The 23414-nt window shown below is 66.5% G+C and carries 19 protein-coding genes and 2 pseudogenes; 4 read left to right on the top strand and 17 right to left on the bottom strand.

Translation table 11 applies throughout. The features are described 5' to 3' along the window. Positions 1–4: 4 nt before the first annotated feature. The gene (locus tag AWC07_RS21825) at positions 5–1213 is read right to left on the bottom strand and encodes a PPE family protein (protein WP_036411596.1); all 1209 of its coding nucleotides are present in this window, start codon (positions 1211–1213) and stop codon (positions 5–7) included. Between the two features lie 275 nt (positions 1214–1488). On the opposite strand from AWC07_RS21825, the gene AWC07_RS21820 reads away from it, so the two are divergent. Beyond that, complete coding sequence (locus AWC07_RS21820; RefSeq protein WP_036411594.1) at positions 1489–2238, top strand: enoyl-CoA hydratase; 750 nt, start codon at positions 1489–1491, stop codon at positions 2236–2238. A gap of 125 nt (positions 2239–2363) precedes the next feature. On the opposite strand, the gene AWC07_RS21815 is transcribed toward AWC07_RS21820, so the two are convergent. From AWC07_RS21815 to rimP, 11 genes and pseudogenes are all read right to left on the bottom strand, one after another. Next, entirely contained in the window at positions 2364–3446 is a 1083-nt protein-coding gene (locus AWC07_RS21815) for an ABC transporter ATP-binding protein (protein WP_036411592.1), read from the bottom strand. Then, entirely contained in the window at positions 3439–4752 is a 1314-nt protein-coding gene (locus AWC07_RS21810) for an ABC transporter substrate-binding protein (protein ID WP_036411590.1), read from the bottom strand. The genes AWC07_RS21815 and AWC07_RS21810 overlap by 8 nt, the downstream gene beginning before the upstream one ends. A gap of 6 nt (positions 4753–4758) precedes the next feature. Continuing rightward, positions 4759–5544 (bottom strand): carbohydrate ABC transporter permease, encoded by a 786-nt coding sequence (locus AWC07_RS21805; RefSeq protein ID WP_051507900.1) that lies wholly within the window; start codon positions 5542–5544, stop codon positions 4759–4761. Positions 5545–5591: 47 nt separating this feature from the next. Beyond that, complete coding sequence (locus AWC07_RS21800; protein ID WP_051507899.1) at positions 5592–6551, bottom strand: carbohydrate ABC transporter permease; 960 nt, start codon at positions 6549–6551, stop codon at positions 5592–5594. 18 nt (positions 6552–6569) lie between these two features. Continuing rightward, a pseudogene (locus tag AWC07_RS21795) lies at positions 6570–7145 on the bottom strand (MATE family efflux transporter); the annotation flags it as partial. Between the two features lie 133 nt (positions 7146–7278). Further along, positions 7279–8292 carry a DHH family phosphoesterase gene (locus tag AWC07_RS21790; protein ID WP_051507898.1) on the bottom strand — a complete coding sequence of 338 codons (1014 nt, stop codon included), beginning with the start codon at positions 8290–8292 and terminating at the stop codon, positions 7279–7281. Then, positions 8267–8764, bottom strand: coding sequence for a 30S ribosome-binding factor RbfA (rbfA, locus tag AWC07_RS21785; protein WP_036411587.1), 498 nt, complete (start codon positions 8762–8764; stop codon positions 8267–8269). The genes AWC07_RS21790 and rbfA overlap by 26 nt, the downstream gene beginning before the upstream one ends. A 65-nt stretch (positions 8765–8829) precedes the next feature. Beyond that, on the bottom strand, positions 8830–11670 hold the full coding sequence (infB, locus tag AWC07_RS21780; RefSeq protein WP_036411584.1) for a translation initiation factor IF-2: 2841 nt from the start codon (positions 11668–11670) through the stop codon (positions 8830–8832). An 88-nt stretch (positions 11671–11758) separates the two neighbouring features. Beyond that, positions 11759–11989 (bottom strand): YlxR family protein, encoded by a 231-nt coding sequence (locus AWC07_RS29900; protein WP_425271268.1) that lies wholly within the window; start codon positions 11987–11989, stop codon positions 11759–11761. 189 nt (positions 11990–12178) lie between these two features. Next, positions 12179–13222 carry a transcription termination factor NusA gene (gene nusA / locus AWC07_RS21770; RefSeq protein WP_036411582.1) on the bottom strand — a complete coding sequence of 348 codons (1044 nt, stop codon included), beginning with the start codon at positions 13220–13222 and terminating at the stop codon, positions 12179–12181. Next, positions 13219–13752 carry a ribosome maturation factor RimP gene (gene rimP / locus AWC07_RS21765; RefSeq protein WP_036411581.1) on the bottom strand — a complete coding sequence of 178 codons (534 nt, stop codon included), beginning with the start codon at positions 13750–13752 and terminating at the stop codon, positions 13219–13221. The genes nusA and rimP overlap by 4 nt, the downstream gene beginning before the upstream one ends. Positions 13753–13979: 227 nt before the next feature. On the opposite strand from rimP, the gene AWC07_RS21760 reads away from it, so the two are divergent. Beyond that, positions 13980–14516 (top strand): hypothetical protein, encoded by a 537-nt coding sequence (locus tag AWC07_RS21760; protein WP_036411580.1) that lies wholly within the window; start codon positions 13980–13982, stop codon positions 14514–14516. Beyond that, positions 14513–15001: a ferritin-like domain-containing protein gene (locus tag AWC07_RS21755; RefSeq protein ID WP_036411578.1), complete on the top strand. Its 489-nt coding sequence runs from the start codon at positions 14513–14515 to the stop codon at positions 14999–15001. Before AWC07_RS21760 ends, AWC07_RS21755 begins: the two co-directional genes overlap by 4 nt. On the opposite strand, the gene AWC07_RS21750 is transcribed toward AWC07_RS21755, so the two are convergent. After that, positions 15002–16750 carry a proline--tRNA ligase gene (locus AWC07_RS21750; protein ID WP_036411577.1) on the bottom strand — a complete coding sequence of 583 codons (1749 nt, stop codon included), beginning with the start codon at positions 16748–16750 and terminating at the stop codon, positions 15002–15004. A gap of 214 nt (positions 16751–16964) precedes the next feature. Between AWC07_RS21750 and AWC07_RS29895 the strand changes: the two are divergent. Further along, positions 16965–18257, top strand: a pseudogene (locus tag AWC07_RS29895) (sterol desaturase family protein); the annotation flags it as partial. Positions 18258–18374: 117 nt separating this feature from the next. Here AWC07_RS29895 and AWC07_RS21740 read toward each other — a convergent pair. From AWC07_RS21740 to cobO, 4 genes are all read right to left on the bottom strand, one after another. After that, entirely contained in the window at positions 18375–19967 is a 1593-nt protein-coding gene (locus AWC07_RS21740) for an MFS transporter (RefSeq protein WP_085105227.1), read from the bottom strand. Between the two features lie 22 nt (positions 19968–19989). Next, entirely contained in the window at positions 19990–21216 is a 1227-nt protein-coding gene (gene cobA / locus AWC07_RS21735) for a uroporphyrinogen-III C-methyltransferase (protein ID WP_036409886.1), read from the bottom strand. Between the two features lie 186 nt (positions 21217–21402). Next, positions 21403–22776 carry a cobyrinic acid a,c-diamide synthase CobB gene (locus tag AWC07_RS21730; protein ID WP_036409889.1) on the bottom strand — a complete coding sequence of 458 codons (1374 nt, stop codon included), beginning with the start codon at positions 22774–22776 and terminating at the stop codon, positions 21403–21405. A 4-nt stretch (positions 22777–22780) separates the two neighbouring features. Further along, on the bottom strand, positions 22781–23404 hold the full coding sequence (gene cobO, locus AWC07_RS21725) for a cob(I)yrinic acid a,c-diamide adenosyltransferase (protein ID WP_036409890.1): 624 nt from the start codon (positions 23402–23404) through the stop codon (positions 22781–22783). Positions 23405–23414: the final 10 nt, after the last annotated feature.

Genomic DNA, 23414 nt, shown 5'->3' with positions numbered 1-23414 from the left:
GTTGTTATCCGGCGAACGGCGGACGCGCCATGACGGTGGGGCGGACACCGTATCGCGGACCGGAACCAGTCGCGCCGTGCCCCGCCGGCCCGGTGAGCGGCATGCCGCCCAACAGGTTTCCGGCACCCCCGGCGTCGGGCGCGAATTTGAACGTTTCGACCGGCATACGCGCCGGGATGGACTCGACGTCCGGCAGGGCCTGCGCCCACGAGGGTGGAACCGACAACCGGCCGATCGACCCCGCATGGCCCAAACCGGCCGATGCCTGTCCGCCGCCGCCCACCAGGCTCCCCAAACCCGCTAAACCGCCCTGCGCCGCGCCGCCGGCGGCGGCTGCGGCCTGGGTGGCGCCGCCGAGCAACCCCAAAGTCTTGCTCGACTGAACAAAGTTGTTCGCCATGCCGATGCTGAAATAGGGCAAGCCCTCGGTGTTGTAGAGGAAGCTGGCGTATGGCTGCAAGTCGGTCAGCAACGCCGCAATCGACGTGGGAAATGTGGACGTTCCGAACAGGATCTGCCACAGCCACGCTAACGGTGAACTCGACACCGCCGAAGCAACCGGCGTAGCGAGCCCTTGCAACATCGTGGGGATCCCCGAAATGAGACGCGACAGGGCTGACTGGCTGGCGCCGGCCGAGGTGGCGGCGGCGTGAGCGACCGCAGCGGATTGGCCGGATGCGCCGGCCGGGTTGACGATGTGCGGCGGCTGCTTGAACGGGGTCAAGGTGGTGGCGGACCCGGTAGCGGCGGCGTACTCGTACATGGCCGTGGCGTCCTGGGCCCACATCTGGCCGTACTGAGCCTCCAAAGCCGCGATGGCTGAGGTGTTCTGACCGTAGACGTTCGACTGCATCAACTCGGCCAACTGCAGACGGTTGGCCAGGATCGCCGGCGGTGGCACCATCGCGGCGAAGGCGTTCTCGTAGGCGGCCGCCGAAGCTCTCGCCTGCATGGCCGTCTGCTCGGCTTGCGCGGCGGTGGCTCGCATCCAGACAACATAGGGAGCGACGGCGGCGGCCATCGCCGTCGATGCCGGGCCCAACCACCCTTCCCCGGCCAGCTGGTCGACCAGCGTTTCATAGCCCGCTGCCGCGGAATCCAATTCGGCGGCCAGCGCGCTCCAAGCCGATGCCGCAGCTGTCATCGACATCGATCCCGGGCCGGTATACATCCGCGCAGAGTTGATTTCGGGTGGTAAACCGCCATAATCCATTCGCGTCGTCTCCTTCGTGAGGACGTGGCGGCATTGGTGTTGGTGCTTGGTCCACCGCCCATTCCACACAGTGAGCAAGCTCACACTGTTGCGTACACAACAGTTGTTACTTGCACTTGTTAATCAGCTGAAGTGAAGCGTAGCGTTGTTCGGGCCGAACGTCCAAGCCGGTTGACAATTGTTCATCGGACGTACATTGCCCAGCCATTCCCGGCCGTTCCCGGCTGCGGCGGCACAGCCCGTCGACGCCGTCCGCAACTGGCTACGGTTGCCCTATGACCGACGACATCCTGCTGATCCATACCGACGAGCGGATCCGCACCTTGACCCTTAACCGCCCTCAGTCCCGCAATGCGTTGTCGGCGGCGCTGCGGGACCGCTTCTTCGGGGCTCTGTCCGAAGCCGACGCCGACGACGACGTCGACGTGATCATCCTCACCGGCGCCGATCCGGTGTTCTGCGCGGGTCTGGACCTCAAAGAGCTGGGCGGCCAATCGGCATTGCCGGACATCTCACCGCGCTGGCCGGCCATGGCCAAGCCGGTGATCGGCGCCATCAACGGCGCGGCGGTGACCGGCGGGCTCGAACTGGCGCTGTACTGCGACATCCTGATCGCCTCGGAGCACGCCCGCTTCGCCGACACGCATGCCCGGGTGGGTCTGCTGCCGACCTGGGGGCTCAGTGTGCGGTTGCCGCAGAAGGTGGGTGTGGGTATGGCCCGTTTGATGAGCCTTACCGGCGACTACCTTTCCGCCGCCGACGCGCTGCGGGCCGGCCTGGTTACCGAGGTTGTGCCGCACGAGGAACTGCTGCCCACCGCCCGCCGCGTCGGGGCGTCCATCGTCGGCAACAACCAGAACGCGGTGCGCGCGCTGCTGGCGTCCTACCACCGCATCGACGACTCCCACACCAGTGCCGGACTGTGGTTGGAAGCCATGGCCGCCAGGCAATTTCGCACCAGTGGCGACGACATCGCCGCGAATCGGGAGGCCGTCCTGCAACGCGGACGCTCCCAGGTGCGCTAGGCCCGTTTTCCGCATAGTTGGGGGTTCTGCTGGGATTGCGTTCATCGAGACTGAAACCACTGAGACCGCCATCGGCGTGTCGTCTGCATGGCTACAGTGTCGCGGCTACCAGCGGCAGTCGATCCTCAGCGGATACGAGTCCCGGTCCGGCTGTCGAAGAAGCACACCTCTTGCGGGTGTGGCAGGACCCCCAGCGAGTCGTCGACCCTGACCGCGGTGTGGCGGTCGGTGCGGACCACGATCCGCGGCGCACGTAACGCCCAGCCCTCCTGCTCGAGAGGGCTTGCATACACGAAGGATTCGAACCCCAACTCCTCCACCAACTCGGCCCGGACACACAACGATCCCGCAGTGTCGGCCGGCACTACATCCCAGGACTCCGGACGGATGCCGATCAGCACCCGGCCGGCCACCCCGCGCGGAACCGGTATCGGTAGGCCGGGCGACATCACGACACCGTCGACAACGGTGGCCTCGATGAGATTCATTGCCGGGGCCCCGATGAACGTTGCCACGAACGTGTTGACCGGGTCGTCGTACAGTGCGCGAGGGCTGTCGACCTGTTGCAGCACACCGTCTTTGAGCACGGCAACCCGATCACCCATGGTCATCGCCTCCACCTGGTCGTGGGTGACGTAGACGGTGGTGGTACCCAGCTGACGCTGCAGCCCGGAGATCTGCGACCTGGTACTCACCCTCAGCTTGGCATCCAGATTCGACAGCGGTTCGTCCATGCAGAACACCCGCGGCCGCCGCACGATCGCCCGTCCCATCGCCACCCGTTGACGCTGCCCACCGGAGAGTTTCGACGGCTTACGATCAAGCAGCTCAGTCAATTCCAGCATGTCGGCGACCTCGAGCACTCGCTGCCGGGTGGCTGCGCGCGACATCCCGCCGTTTCGTAGGGCAAACCCCATGTTGGCAGCCACGGTCATGTTCGGATACAGCGCATAGTTCTGGAAAACCATCGCTACGTCGCGTTCCCGTGGCGGCAGATGCGTCACGTCCACACCACCGATGGTGATCTGGCCGCTTTCGACCGATTCCAGCCCGGCCAGCAGCCGAAGGACCGTGGACTTGCCGCAACCGGAGGGGCCGACGAGGACCAGAAATTCGCCGTCGGCAATATCGAGGTCCAGGTTGACGACGGCTGGCACGTCGGTGCCGGGATAGCGATGGGTCACTGCGGAATACCGAATGTCAGCCATGACCGGGTAGCTTTCGCTTGATTTGGCGGTCGAGGATGATATTTAGTTGCTGGTTGGTGTCGGCAAAGGTTGACGTGACGTCGGCTCCTTTCAGCCCAATGGATTCCAGGCCGGTCGAGATGATCCGGTTACCGCCGGGCAGGAAAACGCGTGCGTAATCTTGCGGGCGGGTGTGTGGAAGCTGGTCCAATGCCACTCGGGCGCGGGGGTTTGCCGCCAGGTATTGCTGCTCGCTCGGGTCGTTGACGGCGGACTTTCGCACCGGCAGATAGCCGGTGCGCTGACTGAAATACGCGGTGTTGGCCGCACTGGTGATGAATGCGATGAACTTGAGTGCGTTGACTTTTCGTTCATGGGATAGCTTGGTGGGAACCGCCAGCCCCGCCCCGCCGGTCGGGCAGCCGGGCGCTCCGCCCGGGCCGGCGGGCAGTGGCGACACCCCGAAATCGAAGCGGGCCGCTGCGGTGATGCCGACTAAGGCGCCGGTCGATGCCAGGGCCGAGGCCACGATGCCGGTGGCGAACTCGTTGTTGATATCGTTGGCGATCGCCGCATACCCCTTGCGATGGATGGAATCCCGGTAAAAGTTGCCGGCCGCGATGGTGGCCGGGTCGGTGAACTTCAGCGTCCACTCGTCAGAGTAGGCGCCGCCGAATGTCCAGTTCGGCCCCTGGAACGTCCAGGAGATGAGCGTGTCGTTGGCCCAGCCGTGTGCCCAGTTGCCGGCGGTGACGGCACGCTGCAGGTGGGGACCCCACTCGTCGAATTCTTGCCAGGTTTGCGGCCCGCGGTCCGGCAGGCCGACACGGTCCCATAACGCCTTGTTGTAGTAGAACAGCGGTGTCGAGCGGGCATACGGCAAGGCATAGTGTCGACCGTTGAACTCGTAGTCGGCCAACAGCGAGTCGACGTAATCGCTTGTGTCCAAACCGACTTCGTCGAACAGGTCTTCCAGCGGGGTGATGGCACCGCTGAGGGCGAAATGGAACCACCAGATATCGTCCAGCAACACGACATCGGGCACATCGGTTCCGATCAGCGCCGCGTTGAACTTCTGCACGACTTCCTCGTAGTCCTTGCCAGCGTCGATCAGTTTGGCCGGCAAGGCCGGAAAGCGGCTCTGGAATCGATTGATCAACTCCTTCTCCACCGCGGTGGATGCGCCGGGATGAGAGGACCAGAAGGTGATTGGGCCGGAGCCCGACTTCACCCCGCCGCCGCCGCCCATCCCCGCACACCCGGCCGTCGCTCCCGCGGCAACGGCACTTGCCAGCTCGAGGAACCGTCGGCGGCTTAACGGATTCATGGCACCCTAACCCTTGACCGCACCTGACGTCAGACCCTTGATCATTTGGCGTTGCAGGACAATGAAAATCAGCAAGATCGGCAACATCGCCAACAGAGTCACCGCCATCACCGGCCCCCAGTTGGTCACGCCCTCGGCCTGCTGGAGAAAGGTCAGCCCCACCGGCAGGGGCGCCACCGCTTCGTCGTCAGACATCAGGAACGGCCACAGGTACTCATTCCATTCATTGACGACAGTAATGATGCCGAAGGCCACCATGGTGGGCCCCGACATCGGCAACACCACCCGCAAGAGAAGTTGCCACCAGCGTGCGCCATCCATTCTGGCGGCTTCGATGATCTCGGGAGGCAGCGACAGAAAGTGGTTGCGCATCAGGAATGTTCCGAAAGCGACACCGGCCAGCGGCAAGATGATGCCGGGAAAAGTATTGCGCAGACCCAGTTGTGAGATCAGCGCATAATTGGAAATCACGGTGATCTGGTTGGGCACCATCAGCGCGGCGATGATCAGCAGGAAAACCACATTCTTGCCCGGAAACCGCACGAACACCAAGCCGAACGCGCTGAGCACGCCGAGCATGAACTTCACCACCGCCAGTGTCGAGGTGATGATGACCGAGTTGCGCAGGAAGGTCCAGAACGGAATCTGCTCGGTCGCGGTTCGGTAATTCTGCGGATGCCAGCGCGGCGGCCACCAGGTCGTGGGTTGCGAATAGATGTCGGGCTGGTCCTTTAACGAGGTGAAGAACACGAATACCAGCGGCCCGGCGATCAATACGACGACCAACGACATCGCGGCATAACCGAGCACGCGTGCGGTCACGCGACGACCTGGTGACGTCACTGCCGCTGCCCCCGATCCATGACTCGCACCTGGTAATAGGTGATGGCCAGCAGCACCAGGAACATGATGGTGGCGACGGTGGCGCCGTAACCGGCCCGGAAGTTGCGGAACGTCTCCAGATACACCTGGTAGACCATGGTTGTGGTACCGGTGCCCTGCGGGCCGCCACGGGTCATAACATTGATCACGTCGAACACCTGCAACGAATTGATCAGCACGGTGATCGACAAGAAGAAGGTGGTGGGACGCAGCTGCGGCAACAGCACCCGGCGAAACGTGGTCCACCGGCTGGCGCCATCGATTTCGGCCGCCTCCAACAGATCTCGGCGTACTCCTTGCAACGCCGCCAGATAGATGACGAAGGTGTATCCCAGGTTCTTCCAGACATAGGTGACGGTCACCATGAACATCGCCCAGTGCGCATCCTGGTAAAAGTTGGGCACGTCGACTCCGATGCGCTGCAACAGGTCTTGTACCAGACCGAAGTGCGGATCGAAGACGAACTGGGCTGCCAGGCCGACGGCCGCCCCTGAGATCACGAAGGGCGCGAATACCGTCGAGCGCACCAGATTTCGGCCACGCAACGGTTGGTCGAGCAGCATGGCCAGCACCAGCCCCAGCAGCATCGAGCCGGCCACCGCGGCGGTGGTGAACGCTGCCGTGTTGAGCACGATCTGGCGGGTGTCGTCGCGGGCGAACCACTCGGCGTAGTTGGAGAACCCGACATAGTCGGCTTTGGGGTCGGAGACGTTCCAGTCGAAGAACGACAACCTGATGTTGTCGGCCAGTGGGCGGTAGATGAAGAGCAGCAGCAGCCCCACATTCGGGCCCACCAGGACGATGAACAGCGCGTAATCCCGCCACGGCCGGTGGCGCGCTCGGCGCGCGTCCGGGAGGCGGGGGGTCACCGGCGCAGTGTATCGGCCGGTTGAATCCAGGGACCCAACGACAGCCATGCCGGCAATTCCGGCGCGTCAGACCGTCCCCGTCAATGCCCACCGGCCGCTGATCGTCCGCCATCCGACGAAGAGCAGCCGCAGCGCGACGAACGTGGCCAGGCCCGACCAGATGCCCGCGAGCCCCCAGCCATACACCAACGACAACCAGGTCAACGGCAGAAAACCAATCAGTGCGCTGACGACGGTGGCGGTGCGCATGAAGGCAGCATCACCCGCCCCCAGCAACACCCCGTCAAGCGCGAAAACAATTCCGGCGAAGGGTAATTGGGCCACCAGGAACCACCACGGCACCGCGATCGCGGCGAGCACCGATCGGTCATGGGTGAACAGCGCGGGCAGCAGCGGGGCCCCTGCCCCTAATGCGGCGGCGAGCACGCCCGCCGCCAGCAGCGAAAACACCGTCACCCGCCAGGCCACCGACTTCGCGTGCGCCACGTCACCGGCACCCAGGGCAGCGCCGACCAGCGCCTGCGCCGCGATGGCCAGCGAATCGAGAACCAGGGCAAGCAAACCCCACAGTTGCAGCACCACCTGATGTGCCGCCAGCGCGGCGGCGCCGAACCTCGCGGCCACCGCCGCAGCCGAGACAAAAAAGCCGACCCACCACGGCGGTATCGAAGAGCAGGTACAAGGGCTCGGCGGCCAGCACACCCAGCGCCGGTAGGGCAAGCGCCGCGATTCGCCGGCCGGGAACGCGTGACCGTCCGGCGTCACCCAACGACGCTTAGTCCAGAGCCGCGAGCAGTGACGCCACAACATCGTCGATCGAGCCGCTGGTCGAATAGCCGGCTGCCAGCCGGTGGCCACCGCCTCCGAACCGCGCGGCGACAGACGTCAAGTCGATGTCCTTCTTGGCCCGCATCGACACAGACCACTGTCGTGGTTCGACCTCCTTCAACACCGCCGCCACCTCGGCGTGGTCAGTGGTGCGCACGATGTCGACGATGCTCTCTACTTCTTCCTGACGCGCCCGGAGGAATTCCCGGTTGTCGACGACCACGTAGACCAGCCCCCGGCCATCGACCGCTCCGGGCACCAGTTGCGCCGAGCCCAGCACCCGCGACAGCATCGGCAACCACTCGAACGGATGGGTGTCCATCAAAGTCCGGCTAACGGCCGCATTGTCGACGCCGATCTCGACCAGGCGCGCCGCCAGTCGATAGCCGCGCGCACTGGCCCACCGAAACGACCCGGTGTCCGTGGTCAATCCGGCGTAAATGCAATGAGCGACGTCCACGTCTATCGGCTTGCCCCAGGCGTCGAGAAGGTCGGCGATCATCATCGTGGTGGAGTCTGCCGACAAGTCGATGAAGTTCGCGGTGCCGAACGCATCGTTGGAAGCGTGGTGGTCAATCACCAGCACATCCCGGCCGGGACCGGCCAGGTCACTCAGCCCGCCGAGCCGCCGGACACTCGGGACGTCCACGGTCACGGCCAAATCGACATCGCGACGCATCGCATCCGGGCTCACCAGCAAGTGGCACCCGGGCAAGGACGCCAGCGACTCCGGCAGTGTCGCCGGCGCGCCGAAACTCACCTCGACCTGCTTCCCGCACTTGTCCAACACCAAGGCCAGCGCCAATCCGGCGCCGATGGCGTCCGCGTCGGGATGAACGTGGGCAATCACCGCAACGCTGGCGGCGGCCGACAGCAACTCGACGGCGCCGAGGGCATCGACACGCGCCCCCGGGCAGCTCGGCACCTCGGCCAGCTCAGTCTCTCGATCGGTCGTGGTCACCGGTGTCCCCAGCCTCGATCCGATCGCTAAGTCCCCCGGAAGCCCCTCCATCACGGTACGGGTCGGCGTCGCCGGCCGGCTTGGCGCCCTGCCGAACCCGCGCCAAGTCGGCGTCGGCGGCGCGGGCGCGCGCCAACAACTCCTCCATCCGATGCACCGTGTCGGAGGTGGTGTCCCGGGTAAACGTCAAGGTCGGCGTGAAACGCACCCCGGTACCGGCTCCGACCTTGGTGCGCAGCACACCCTTGGCCCGGTCCAGCGCGGCGGCCGCGGCAGCGTAGTCCGGCTCGTCGTCAAGCGTGGGGCCCATCACCGTGTAGTACACGGTCGCGTCGTGCAGGTCGGCGGTCACCCTGGCGTCGGTGATGGTCACCCCGACAAGTCCCGGATCCTTGATCTCGTACTCGATCGCCGACGCGACGATGGTGGTGATCCGTTTGGCCAGTCGGCGTGCCCGTGCCGGGTCAGCCATCCGCACGTCCCATCACGATTGCACCGCCTCCTCCGCATCGCTCCGCTCTGCATCGTCGGCGGCGGTCACGAGCGTTCCTTTTGAACCAGCTCGTAGGACTCGATGACGTCGCCCTCCTTGATGTCGGAGTAGCCCAGCGTCAAACCGCACTCGAAGCCCTCGCGGACCTCGGTCACGTCGTCCTTTTCCCGCCGCAGCGAGTGGATCGAGAGGTTCTCGGCGACCACGATGTTGTCCCGCAACAGTCGGGCCTTGGCGTTGCGGCGCACCACACCCGAAGTGATCATGCAACCGGCGATCAGGCCGACCTTCGAGGACCGGAACAACGCGCGGATCTCGGCACGACCCAGCTCGACCTCTTCGTAGATCGGCTTGAGCATGCCGCGCAGCGCCTGCTCGATCTCGTCGATCGCCTGGTAAATGACCGAGTAGTAGCGGATCTCGACACCTTCGCGGTTGGCCAGCTCGGTGGCCTTGCCCTCGGCGCGCACATTGAACCCGATGATGATCGCATCAGAGGCCGACGCCAGGTTGACGTTGGTCTCGGTGATGCCGCCGACGCCGCGATCGATGACTCGCAGTGCCACCTCGTCGTCCACCTGGATACCCATCAGGGCCTCTTCCAGCGCCTCGACGGTACCGGCGTTGTCGCCCTTGAGGATGAGGTTGAGCTGGCTGGTCTCCTTCAGTGCCGAGTCCAGGTCCTCCAGGCTGATCCGCTTACGGCTGCGCGCCGCCATGGCGTTGCGCTTGCGGGCGCTGCGCCGGTCGGCGATCTGGCGCGCGATCCGGTCCTCGTCGACGACGAGGAAGTTGTCACCGGCCCCGGGCACCGAGGTAAAGCCGATGACCTGGACGGGACGCGACGGCAATGCCGCCTCGATGTCGTCGCCGTGTTCGTCCACCATCCGGCGGACCCGACCGTAGGCGTCGCCGGCGACCACCGAGTCGCCGACCTGCAGCGTGCCGCGCTGCACCAGCACGGTGGCTACCGGCCCGCGGCCGCGGTCCAGGTGCGCCTCGATGGCCACACCCTGAGCCTCCATGTCGGGGTTGGCCCGCAGGTCCAGTGCGGCGTCGGCGGTCAACAGCACCGCTTCCAACAGCTGGTCGATGTTGGTGCCGTTCTTGGCCGAGATGTCGACGAACATGGTGTCGCCGCCGAAGTCCTCGGCCACCAGGCCGTACTCGGTGAGCTGGGCCCGGATCTTGGCCGGGTCGGCGCCCTCCTTGTCGATCTTGTTGACCGCCACCACGATCGGCACGTCGGCGGCCTGCGCGTGGTTGATCGCCTCGACCGTCTGCGGCATCACGCCGTCGTCGGCCGCGACCACCAGAATGGCGATGTCGGTGGCTTTGGCGCCACGGGCACGCATGGCGGTGAACGCCTCGTGACCCGGGGTGTCGATGAAGGTGATCAGCCGCTCGCTGCCGTCGAGGTCGACACCCACCTGGTAGGCACCGATGTGCTGGGTGATGCCGCCGGCCTCGCCCTCCCGGACGTTGGCCTTACGGATGGTGTCCAGCAGCCGAGTCTTACCGTGGTCGACGTGGCCCATCACGGTCACGACCGGCGGACGGGTCTGCAGATCGGCCTCGTCTCCGCTGTCCTCGCCGTAGGAGAGGTCAAACGACTCCAGCAGCTCGCGGTCCTCGTCCTCGGGGCTGACCACCTGGACGTTGTAGTTCATCTCGCTGCCCAGCAGCTCGAGGGTCTCGTCGCCGACCGACTGGGTGGCGGTCACCATCTCGCCGAGGTTGAACAGCGCCTGCACCAGCGCGGCCGGGTTGGCGTCGATCTTCTCGGCAAAGTCGGACAGGGAGGCACCGCGGGCCAGCCGGATCGTCTCGCCGTTGCCGTGCGGCAACCGCACGCCGCCGACGACCGGGGCCTGCATCGAGTCGTATTCCTGGCGCTTCTGCCGCTTGGACTTGCGGCCGCGCCGGGGTGCGCCGCCCGGACGGCCGAACGCGCCGGCCGCGCCGCCGCGCTGGCCGGGACGGCCACCGCCGCCGGGACCGCCGCCACCACCGCCGGGACGGCCGCGGAATCCGGTCCCGGGCGCGGCACCCACGCCACCGCCGCCGCCGCGGTAATTACCGCCGCCGCCATCCGAACGGCCACCCGGGCCGCCGGGCCGGCCGCCGCCGGGTCGCGGCGCGCCGGTACGTGGCGGGCGTGGCCCACCGGCCGCGCCGCCGGGACGTGGCGGCATGCTGCCGGGCGAGGCGCCCGCGCGCGGTGCCCCCGGACGCGGCGCCCCGGGGCGCGGCGCCGGCGGACGCGGAATGGGCCGGTCGGCCGGCTGCGCCGAGGAGAACGGGTTGTTGCCGACGCGCGGGGTCCGAATCCCGGGCTTGGGCGCCGGTCCGGGACGCGACCCAGGAGCCATGCCGGGGTGGGGCGCCGGAGAGCTGGGCGGCTGGCCCGACGGCGGCGCCGCCGGCTGTCCGGGTTGCGGCGCCTTCGGAGGTGCCGGAGGTGCGGTGGCTGCCGACGGGCGGGGGGTGGCTCCGGTGGGCGAAGTTCCCGTCTTGCCCGAGTCGGCGGCCCTATCGGGCGCGACGGCTGTCGGTGCGCCGTTGCCGGCCGCCTTGGCAATCGCCTTGTCGAGGGCTTGGTCAAGGGACTGGTCCGCGGCTTTGCCGCCATCCGCGCCGGGCACCGGTACCGCGGCTTTGGCGGCGGCACGATCCGGGCCTTTCTCCGGGCCCTTGACGGGAGCCTTGCCGGCGGCCGGTTTGGCGCCACCGAACGATTCACGCAGCCGGCGGGCGACGGGCGCCTCAACTGTCGACGATGCCGATTTGACGAATTCGCCCTGTTCACTCAGTCGGGCGAGCACTTCCTTGCTGGTAACACCGAGTTCCTTGGCCAACTCGTGTACGCGGGCCTTACCTGCCACTACATCTCCTGTCTATGAGGCGACGACAGTTGTAGGCCGCGCCTCGGGTTTAGCTATGACACATTGTCATCGGGACTTCACGGTGTGCTCATGTTCGTTGCTGCCTGTTCTGTTGCTCAGTGGGAAACCCACCGATGTGTTCGACCACCGCTGAGGTATCCGGTGAACCGGTGATGCGCAGCGCTCTGGTGAAAGCCCTCCGCCGAATTGCTTGTTGTAGGCACCGTGGTTCGGGATGCAGCCATGCACCCCGCCCCGGCAGCCTTCTGTTTGAGTCAACGATCACGGCGTAGTTGCCGTTCCCGGTCGACTCAGCCACCACTCGAAGCAGTTCGACGGCCAACTCTCGCTTCCGGCACCCGACGCACGTCCGCACCGGTCCACAGGGACTGTCGGAGCATCTGTGCGCCGCCACCGAAGGCTCGCGCTGGATCACGGCTCAGTCTAGCGTCACCGAACCGGCCGCCAGAACCACCCGGGGATGGCGTTATGGTTCTGACGCCGACCGCTAGCGGTCGTGTGCCATTCCGCGGCTGGCGCCCTGCTCAGGATGACCCGCCGGGTGCGCCGGTGAATCGCCGCGGATGTCGATGCGCCATCCGGTGAGCCGAGCGGCCAGCCGCGCATTCTGCCCCTCCTTACCAATGGCCAGCGACAACTGGAAATCGGGCACCACCACGCGGGCGGCCCGGGCATTCTGGTCGATCACCGACACCGACACCACCTTCGCGGGCGACAACGCGTTGGCCACGAAACGCGCGGGATCCTCGTCGTAGTCGATGATGTCGATCTTCTCGCCGGACAGTTCGCTCATCACGTTGCGCACCCGCTGACCCATCGGGCCGATGCAGGCGCCTTTGGCGTTGAGCCCCGGGACGTTCGACCGCACCGCGATCTTGGACCGATGACCGGCCTCCCGCGCCACCGCAACAATCTCCACCGACCCGTCGGCTATCTCGGGAACTTCCAGCGAGAACAGCTTGCGCACCAGGTTCGGGTGCGTGCGCGACAACGTGATCAGCGGTTCGCGGGCACCACGGCTCACACCAACCACGTAGCAACGCAGCCGGTTGCCGTGTTCGTAACTCTCGCCGGGGACTTGTTCGGCGGCGGGGATCACACCCTCGGAGGCCTTGGTCTCGCTTCCCATCCGGACGACCACCAGACCGCGGGCGTTGGCCCTGCTGTCGCGCTGGATCACGCCCGCGACGATCTCACCCTCCCGGGTCGAGAACTCGCCGTATGTCCGCTCGTTCTCGGCGTCGCGGAATCGCTGCAACATCACCTGACGAGCCGTCGTTGCCGCGATGCGGCCAAAACCCTCCGGGGTGTCATCCCATTCGCTGATGAGGTTTCCCTCATCATCCAGCTCACGGGCGATCACCCGGACGACGCCGCTCTTACGGTCGATCTCAATGCGAGCGTCGGTCTGGTGACCCTGGGTGTGCCGATAGGCGCTGAGCAGCGCGGATTTGATGGTTTCGAGCAATTCGTTGACCGAGATGCCCCGGTCGAGCTCGATCGCATGCAGCGCGGCCATGTCGATGTTCATGATTCGGCCTCCGTACCAGCGGCCCCACCCGCCGTCGCCAACTCGAGCTCGGCTCGGGCCGGCGGTGAAAACTCTACTTGGACAACAGCTTTCAGGACGTCCGCCAGTGGAATCTGGCGCACCGCCCAGTCCTGGCCCTGCCGGACCACCAGCGCCATGGTGTCGCCGGTCAGCTCTCCGACCCGGCCGGTAAGCCGGGATCCGTCGGACAATGTGAGTTCGACCTTGCGACCGCGGGCGCGGCGGAAGTGCTTTTCGCTGGTCAGCGGGCGTTCGACGCCGGGCGAGCTGACTTCGAGGACGTAGCTGTCGCGGATGGTGTCCAGACCGTCCAGCAGACCCGAAGCGGAGCGCGACAGGGCGGCGATGGTGTCCAGGTCGAGTGCGGTGTCGCCGTCGGCGACCACCGTGATCCGCGGTGGGTGGGCGCGGGTGTCGATGACCACGTCTTCGATCTCATAGCCGGCGCACGCAAAGATTCCACCGAGTAGTTCGATCACCTGTGTCTGCGAAGGTAGCCCGGTGGTCACGGCGAGCTCCTCATCTTGAGTTGTCCGGTCATCTGGCGGATTTCGCTGCCAGCGCGGCTCCCGTCGGCCCGCCGGCGCGCAATCATCGGCGATCCACAGGGAACCAGCTACCAACGATACGCCAGGAATCGCCAATGCCGCGGTGATCAGGTCGTCGAGGTTTCACCTCCCCGGATCGTGATCATCCCTTGTCGTGCCCAACTCGCCGGTGATGGCAGGATGTTGCTGTGCCCAGAGCAGTACCCGTCGTCAACAGGCGGGGTGTGCTCGCCGGCGGTGCCGCTCTCGCTGCACTCGGGGTGGTCGTGTCCGCCTGCGGCGAGTCCACCCCGAAACCTCCCGCGGTCGATGAGCTCCTGGCGCCCTTGGAGCAGGCCCGACGCGACAGCGCGCTGGCGTCTGCCGCCGCGGCGGCGATCGGCAATCCACCGCAGGTCGCTGCCGCGCTGACGGTGGTGGCCAGCCAACGCGGCGCGCATGCCCGGGCCCTGGCCACCGAGATCGCCCGAGCCGCGGGCAAGCTGGTATCCGCCACCAGCGAAACGAGTAGCTCGAGCGCCAGCCCCAGCCCCACGGGCACCGAACCCCCGCCACCGCCACCGCCGGTGTCCGACGTGGTGGATTCGCTGCGCAAGTCGGCTGAGGATGCCAATCGCCTGGTCGCTTCGGTATCGGGCTACCGCGCGGGGCTGCTCGCCTCCATCGCGGCCTCCTGCACCGCGTCCTACACGGTTGCGCTGATGCCCGGGGGACCCTCGATATGACCTCGTCGGAACCCAGCTTCGGGGCCAGCCCCAAGTGGTCGCCCGCCGGCAAAGATGCCGATACCGCGGCGCTGAGCGACGCCCTCGCCGTCGAGCACGCGACCATCTACGGGTATGGCATTGTGTCGGCGCTGTCGCCGCCCAGCGTCAACGACTTGGTGGTGGAGGCGTTGAACCAACATCGCCAACGTCGTGACGACGTCATTGCGATGCTGGCCGCCCGCAAGGTCACCGCGCCGGCAGCCGCCGCCGGCTACCAGCTGCCCAGTGACGTGGGCAGCCCAGCCGATGCGGCTCGGCTGGCCGCGCGGATGGAGAACGACGGCGCGACGGCGTGGCGTGCCGTCGTCGAGCATGCCGAGACTGCCGATGACCGGGCGTTCGCGTCGACGGCTTTGACCCAGAGCGCGGTGATGGCCGCCCGGTGGAACAAGGTGCTGGGCGCCTGGCCGATCACCACCTCGTTCCCGGGCGGCAACGAATAGCTAACCGCTGATGGCTGCCGCGATATCGGTGGCCAGTGAGGCGCCGACGGCTAGCTCACGGGTCTGACCGCTGAATCGGTCCCGCAATTCGACCACGCCATCCGCCCAGCCGCGCCCCACCACGACTATCCAGGGCATTCCCAGCAGTTCGGCGTCCTTGAACTTGACGCCGGGCGAGGCCTGACGGTCGTCGAGCAGCACCTCGACGCCGAGTTGATCCAGTTCGGCGGCCAGCGCGACAGCTCCGCTGCGCGCCTCCGCGTCCTTGTTGGCGATCACCAGGTGAACGTCGAACGGCGCGATCGACGGTGGCCAGCGCAAACCCAGCTCGTCGTGGTGCTGTTCGGCGACGACCGCGACCAGCCGCGACACCCCGATGCCATAGGAGCCCATGGTCAGCCGTACCGGCTTGCCGTCTTCGCCGAGCACGTCGGCGCTGAAGGCGTCGGTGTATTTCTGGCCGAGCTGGAAGATGTGGCCGATCTCAATGCCGCGCGCCACGACCAGGGAGCCGGCACCGTCCGGAGAGGAATCGCCTTCGCGCACTTCGGCAGCCTCGATGGTGCCGTCGGCGGTGAAATCACGACCCGCAACCAGGCCGACGACATGCCGGCCTGGTTCGTCCGCCCCGGTGATCCAGCTGCTGCCGTCGACCACGCGCGGGTCGACCAGGTAACGAACATTGTTGGCGCGCAAAGCCTTTGGGCCAATATAGCCCTTGACCAGGAACGGGTATCCGGCGAAGTCGTCGTCGTCGAGCAAGGCGTAGTCGGCCGGTTCCAGGGCCGCGCTCAACCTCTTGTCGTCGACCTCCCGGTCGCCGGGAATCCCGATGGCCAGCAATTCCCAGTCCTTGCCGGGCTGGCGGACTTTGACCAGGACGTTCTTCAGGGTGTCCGCGGCGGTCACCGTGCGGCCCAGGTCGGCCTGGTTGGCCCAGGCGACCAGCGTGGCGATGGTCGGGGTGTCACCGGTGTCGTGGACCACCGCTTCGGGTTGTCCATCGATCGGTCGGGTCTCCGGGCGCGCGGTGATGACGGCTTCGACGTTGGCGGCATAACCCGACTCCGGGCACCGTACGAAGGTGTCCTCACCGACCGGGCTTTCGGCCAGGAACTCTTCAGATGCGCTGCCGCCCATGGCGCCGGAGACCGCCGAGACGATGACGTAGCGCACCCTTAGACGTTCGAAAATGCGCTGGTAGGCCTCCCGGTGTGCGTGGTAGGCAGCCTTCAGGCCGGCGCTGTCGATGTCGAAGGAGTAGGAGTCCTTCATCACAAATTCCCGGACCCGCAGGATGCCGGCGCGCGGGCGGGCTTCGTCGCGGTATTTGTTCTGAATTTGATACAGGACCAGCGGAAAGTCTTTGTAGGAGTTGTATTCGCCCTTCACGGTCAGGGTGAAAAGCTCCTCGTGTGTCGGCCCGAGCAAGTAGTCATTGCCGCGGCGGTCCTGCAGCCGGAAAACACTGTCGCCGTATTCGGTCCACCGGTTCGTGGTCTCGTAGGGCGCTCGCGGCAGCAGCGCGGGAAACAAGATCTCTTGCCCGCCGATGGCGTTCATCTCTTCGCGGACCACCCGCTCGATGTTGCGCAGTACCCGCAGCCCCAGCGGCAGCCAGCTGTAGAGTCCCGGCGCGACGGGCCGGACGTATCCGGCTCTGATCAGCAGTTTGTGGCTGGGCACTTCGGCGTCGGCGGGGTCGTCACGCAGGGTGCGCAGAAACAGCTGGGACATCCGGGTGATCACAGGCGGCAAGCCTAGCCGGGCGCCGATGCAGGCCGGCACGGCCTGCTGAGAAGCCCGGCCATCAAGCCCAGCCGGGCGCCGATGCAGGCCGGCACGGCCTGCTGAGTGGGTCAAGCGATGGGACCCGGCGAGTGTGTGGTGACGGCTTTGACTGTGAGCTCAGGGCGGCCCTGAGGGCCGCTTGGCCGCCCGGTGCGCGCACTCGAAGCCGTCGATGCACACTCGACTCGACGTCACGACGGATCGACGGGACGGGCGACTCGGCCCTGAACGTCCCGCCAGCCTGATGTTCAGATATTCCACAGCTGCAAGAGATACTTTGTCGCGCATGAGCACGGCGCTGACCAGGGCTGAACCCGAGTATCGGGACGGACCCGTAGTGGCGGCTCTGGGCATCTCGTACTTGGCCGAGCTGGTTGGGCTTGTCGGCGCTGCGGCTTTCGTCGCCAAAGGCGGGCATGAGCGCCTTGACCGCGGTACGACGGTACTTGCGATTGTGCTCGTCACAGCGGCGGCCGTGGTCGGCCGGCACGCGATCCGCCTGCTGCAGGGTGCGCGAGTGCTGAAGGTGACCGGTCTGGCTCTTCAGGCGGCGATTCTCGTCACGGCGATAGCGGTCGCCACCGTACGACCGATCCTCGGAGTGCCCGCTGTCATCGTGTCGGCCGGCGTCCTGGTTGGGTGGGGCAGGCTGGCCAGGCTCGGACGGCCAGTAGCCGTAGCCGACCGCCCGGCCCTCGTCGCGAGCACCGCCACTTCCGCGTCGGTCGAGCCCGCTACGGCCGGTGGATCAGGAGGGGTTAGTCCCGGCGGCATTGCCATGGTGCTGGTCACCTCGACGCTGGTGCTGGTCGCACTGAGCGTGCGCAGCGAAATGGCGGCCAAACTGGTGGTTTTGGCAATGATCTTCATCCCGCTTGAGCGGATGTTGGCGCTTCGCCCGCTCCACGTGCTGCGCCGGGGATGGCACACCGATGTGGTGCACTATCTGGTCAATGGGGCCGCGCACACGGTCGGTCTCGTCGGCGCCGTGGCGGTGGTCGGCACCGCGCTGCAGGCCCTGGTACCGGCAGCCTTTCGCGGCAACGTTGCCGCGACTCCGGGCTGGGTGCAAATCGTTGCGGCCCTTGCGATTACCGCGGTGGGCGGCTACGCAGGGCATCGCGCCATGCATGAGGTTCCCGTGCTGTGGCGATTCCATCGCGTGCACCACAGTGTCCGTGAGATGGACCGGCTCGCCGCCGGACACATGCATCCCCTCGACCAGATAGCCATCCGATCGGCCGCGGTGGTGCCGTTGTATGCGCTGGGCTTCGGTCGTGTCGGCCTGGGCGCGATCGTCATCCTGCTGACATTGCAGGACATCTTTATCCACGCCAACCTACGACTGACGTGCGGACCACTGCGATGGCTGATTGCCACCCCGCGATTCCACCACTGGCACCACGCACGCCAGCCCCAGGCGTACAACTCGAACTACGCTGCCGAATTCCCTATCGTCGATGCCCTGTTCGGCACGCTGTACCTACCCGTCGACCGCTGGCCCGCCGAGTACGGCATCGACGATGACCACCCGACGGCTATCTGCGTCAGCTCTTGTGGCCGCTGCGCTGACGCCGGAGGGTCAGAGTTCTCCGGCGTCGATGGCTTCCTTGACCTCCTGCGCGTGGGCGACCTGCGCCGGGGTGTAGCCGATCAATACCGCAGCCCCGCCGACGATGACGGCCGCTCCGGCGATCCACAGCAGACCATAGGTGTAGCCATGGTCGAGCGCGGCCAGCTGTGCGTCGTTCATGAACTTCACCGGGCCGGTGGTACCACCGAGGTACAGCGTGCGCGAGGTGATCACGGCCTGGACGACGGCCAGCACCAGCGGCCCGCCGAGGCTCTGCAGCATGAGCGTCATCGCCGACACCGGGCCGATCTGGTCGAAACCAACGCCGGCGATCGCCGACAGGGTCAGCGGTACGACCGCCATGCCGATACCGACCCCACCCACGACGATGGGCACTACCAGGTTGGGGAAGTACGCCACGCCACGGTGCATGAACAACCAGCCGTACAGCATGGCCAGAACTAGCAGATATCCCCCGGCGATCGTCAGCACCCGGGGCGAAAACCGCGACACCAGCTGCGAGGAAATGCCCAGGCCGATACCCATCGCGATGACGAACGGGATAAAGCCGACACCGGCGCGCAGCGCGCTGTAGCCCAGAATGTCCTGCACGTACAGGCCGATGCACACCGTCAGCGTGAACATGACACCGCCGGCCAGGAAGATCGCAATAAAGGTGACCAGCCGGTTGCGGTCGCGGAACAGGTGGAACGGCACGACGGGGTTTTCGGCGGTGCGTTCCACCACGATGAACGCGAGGGCGGCAGCCAGAGCTACCGCACCCGAACCGATGGTGGTCACCGAGATCCAGCCCTTTTCCGGCCCCATCGAGAAGGCGAAGACCGCAGCGGTGCAGGCCAGCGTGGCCAGCATGGCGCCGGCCGCGTCGAGCTTCATCCGCTCACGGTTGGTTTCCCGCAGTGCGGTGCGGGCCAGGTAGATCATCACCAGGCCGATCGGCACATTCACCAGGAACGCCAGCCGCCACGAAACCTCGGTCAGCGCTCCGCCGACCACCAGGCCCATCACCGAACCGATCGCCGTCATCGCCGCGAACACCGCCGTGGCGGCGTTACGCGCCGGTCCCTTCGGGAACGTGGTCGCCACCAGCGCCAGACCGGTCGGTGAGGCGATGGCCGACCCCACACCCTGAGACAGTCGCGCGATGACCATCGTGGCCTCGTCCCAGGCGACCGCGCACAGCACCGAAGAGATGGTGAACAGCGCGACGCCGACGATAAAGGTCCGTTTGCGGCCGATGGTGTCACCAAGACGCCCACCAAGCAGCATCAGACCGCCGAACGTCAGCACGTAAGCGGTGATCACCCAGCTACGGCCGGCGTCGGACAGGCTGAGCTCGTTCTGGATCTTAGGAAGCGCGACGATGGCGACGGTGCTGTCCATTGTCGCCAAGAGCTGCATCCCGCCGATGGCGATGACCGCGGCGATGAAGCGACGGGAGGGCAGCCACGCCGGGTAATACCTGCTGACGCGTTGTAAAGCGGTCTCCGCCGAAGGCGCGGGGCGAGCCGCCGCCGGACGCTCCTGCCGTCCGGACGTCCAATTGTGGGCAGCCCGCTCTGTGTCGTTGAGAGCCGTCATAACGGGTTACCTTACAGTAATCTTAAGAATTGTTTAAACCCCGGACGCCACCGAAGCCTGCAACAGCCCCGATCACGACGATCGCGGGAGGTCGGATCCCCTCTGCGCGGACCTTTTCCGGCGTGTCGGCGAGGGTAGCCCGCAACGTGTGCTGAGCCGGCGTCGTTCCGTGCTGAACCACCAACACCGGTGTTTCCGCAGGTCGGCCGCCTTTCAGCAGCGCGTCGACGAAAAGTTCGATGCGTTCCACCGCCATCAGCAAAACAATGGTGCCGGACAATGCTGCCAAAGCATTCCAATTCACTAACGATTCGGGGTGACCGGGCGGGAGATGGCCGCTGACCACCACAAACTCGTGATTTGTGGCCCGATGCGTGACGGGAACGCCCGCGGAAGCAGGAACTGCTATGGCACTGGTCACACCTGGGACCACGGTCACCGGAATGCCGGCTTCGGCGCATGCCAGTACCTCTTCATAGCCCCGGGCGAACACGAACGGGTCGCCGCCTTTGAGGCGGACCACGAACTTGCCTGATTTGGCCTGTTCGATCATGGCGGCGTGGATTGCGTCCTGGGCCATGGCCCGGCCGTACGGGATCTTGGCGGCATCGATGACTTCCACATGCGGTGGAAGCTCGGCGAGCAATTCCGGTGGTGCCAGGCGGTCTGCGATCACGACGTCGGCCTGGGCCAGCAGGCGCCTGCCACGGACAGTGATCAGTTCTGGATCGCCGGGGCCACCACCGACCAGCGCTACCCCACCGCGGACCACGTCGGAGCATTCGGGGCTTTCCAGGGTGATGACGCCCCGCTGCAACGCCTCACGGATGGCCGACCGGATGGCAGCCGAACGGCGATGCTCGCCGCCGGCCAACACACCCACCGCCAACCCCGCATAGCTGAATGTCGCCGGGGTGACCGCACTACCTTCGACGGCGCTGTCGGCGCGGACGCAGAAGATCTGCCGGCGATCGGCCTCGGCGACGACGGTCGCATTCACCTGTGCGTCGTCGGTGGCCGCTAACGCGTACCAGGCCCCCTCCAAGTCGCCGTCGCGGTATTCACGCAGCGACAAAGTGATGCCGTCCATCGCCTCGACGGCGCGGGTGGCGCTACGGGAGATCACGTGCACGTCTGCGCCGCTCGAGATGAGAAGGGGTAGACGGCGTTGGGCGACACTGCCCCCGCCGACCACGACCACCTTCTTGCCGGCCAGTCGCAATCCGACGAGGTAAGGGCTCTCGGTCACCCGCCAAGCTTAGTGGTGGTCGCCAGCTCGGCGGAGCCGGGCGCAGCGGATCACCACCGCCGAACACCGTGGTGATCGCCAGCTCGGCGGAGCCGGGCGCAGCGGATTTTGCCAAGCCGCGAATGTAACGCCACGGCGAATCCGCGCCGCCAAGATTTTTCGCCCTGACGTTACATTCGCGGGCCGCTACGGCCGGGCGACGGCATGTGCGACGAAGCGAGCTACCGCTTCCGGCGTCGCAGCCGGATGCGTATGCAGGTAGGACGCGTGCACACCGCCATGCACGACGCCGTCTCGCACGGCGCGGTCGCCAAGCCCCGGACTCCGATACACCCACGCCGGCTGGTAGCTGTCGGTGAACGTGACGGTGGTGCGGTGGAATTCGTGCCCGGCAACCCGCCGGCCGACCGAATACAGCGGCGACTCGGCGACCGCGACGGCGTCGCGGTATCCCAGTGTGAGGTGCTGGGTAAAGCGTGCCGAGCCGGCCAGCACGCCGCACATCGGGTATCCGTCGAATTCGGACACCAGGTAGATCAGCCCGCCGCATTCGGCATGCACCGGGGCGCCCGCGACCGTCAAGTGTTGGAGCTGGCGGCGGACTAACTCATTGGCGGAGAGCTCCGCCGCGAACTGCTCCGGGAACCCACCCGGCAACAGCACGGCGTTCGTCCCTTCCGGCAGTGCTTCGCTGAGCGGATCGAACTCGACGACATCGGCCCCGACGGCCCGCAACAGCTCGGCATGTTCGGCGTAGGCGAAGCTGAAGGCCTTGCCCGCCGCCATCGCGACGGTCGGGCGACCGCCCATACGCCCGCCGACGGCCGTCACCGGGTCCCACGGCGGCGCGCCGACGCGGCTTGCGGCGGCCGCGACCACTGCGGTCAGATCGACATGCCGAGCGACCAATCCGGTCATCGCCTCGACTGCCAGCCGGGCCCGGCGACCGTACTCGACGGCGGTGACGAGACCCAGATACCTTGCCGGAAGCTCCAATTCAGCGGCTCGGGGGATGGCGCCCAATACGGGGACACCGGCCTGCTCGCACGCCTGTCGCAGCACATGCTCATGCCTGGCGGTCCCGACCCGGTTGAGGATGACGCCGGCAATCCGGGTTGTCGAGTCGAAGGTGGTGAAGCCGTGCAACAGCGCGGCAATGCTGTGGCTCTGGCCCCGTGCGTCGACCACCAGGACCACCGGCGCCCCGAGCAAGCCTGCGACGTGTGCTGTGGACCCTGCCGCGGGGCCGCTTCCCGCATCGCCGATGCGCCCGTCGAACAGGCCCATCACACCTTCGACCACTGCAATGTCGGCGCCGACGGTGCCGTGCGCGTAGAGCGGGCCGATTAGCTGCTCCCCCACCAATACCGGGTCCAGGTTGCGGCCCACCCGCCCTGAGGCGAGGGTGTGGTAACCGGGGTCGATGAAGTCGGGACCGACCTTGAAGGGCGCGACGCGGTGACCGGCTCGGCGCAAAGCTCCCATCAAACCCGTTGCGACGGTGGTCTTTCCGCTGCCCGACGCGGGTGCGGCGATGACCAGGGCCGGTGTCGAGGTCACGGCCTCACCACTCGATGCCCTGCTGGCCCTTACGGCCCACGTCCATCGGGTGTTTGACCTTGGTCATCTCGGTCACCAAATCGGCTGCCTCGGTCAATCGGCGCGGTGCGTCACGTCCGGTGATCACGACATGTTGGTGGCCGGGCCGTGCGAACAACACCTCCACCACGTCGTCGACGTCAACCCAACCCCACTTCAGCGGGTAAGTGAACTCGTCCAGCACGTAAAACTGGTGGCGTTGCGCCGCCAGCCGCCGCGCGATCTCGGCCCAACCGTCCGCCGCCGCTGCGGCGTGATCGACGTCGCTGCCGGCCTCGCGTGATTTGCGGGTCCATGACCAGCCCGCGCCCATCTTGTGCCATTCGACGGCTCCACCGATCCCTTGTTCGTCGTGCAGCCGACCGAGCTGACGGAACGCGGCTTCTTCGCCGACCTTCCATTTGGCACTCTTGACGAACTGGAATACCGCAACGTCGAGCCCGACGTTCCATGCGCGCAGCGCCATTCCGAAGGCTGCCGTCGATTTTCCCTTGCCGTCACCGGTATGCACCGCCAGCACTGGCAGGTTGCGCCGGGCCCTGGTGGTCAGACCGTCATCGGGGATGTAAGTCGGATTTCCCTGCGGCATACGTGATTAC

The sequence above is a fragment of the Mycobacterium gastri genome (assembly GCF_002102175.1).
Taxonomy (GTDB): Bacteria; Actinomycetota; Actinomycetes; order Mycobacteriales; family Mycobacteriaceae; genus Mycobacterium; species Mycobacterium gastri.
This window is presented reverse-complemented; position numbering and strand designations above follow the sequence as displayed.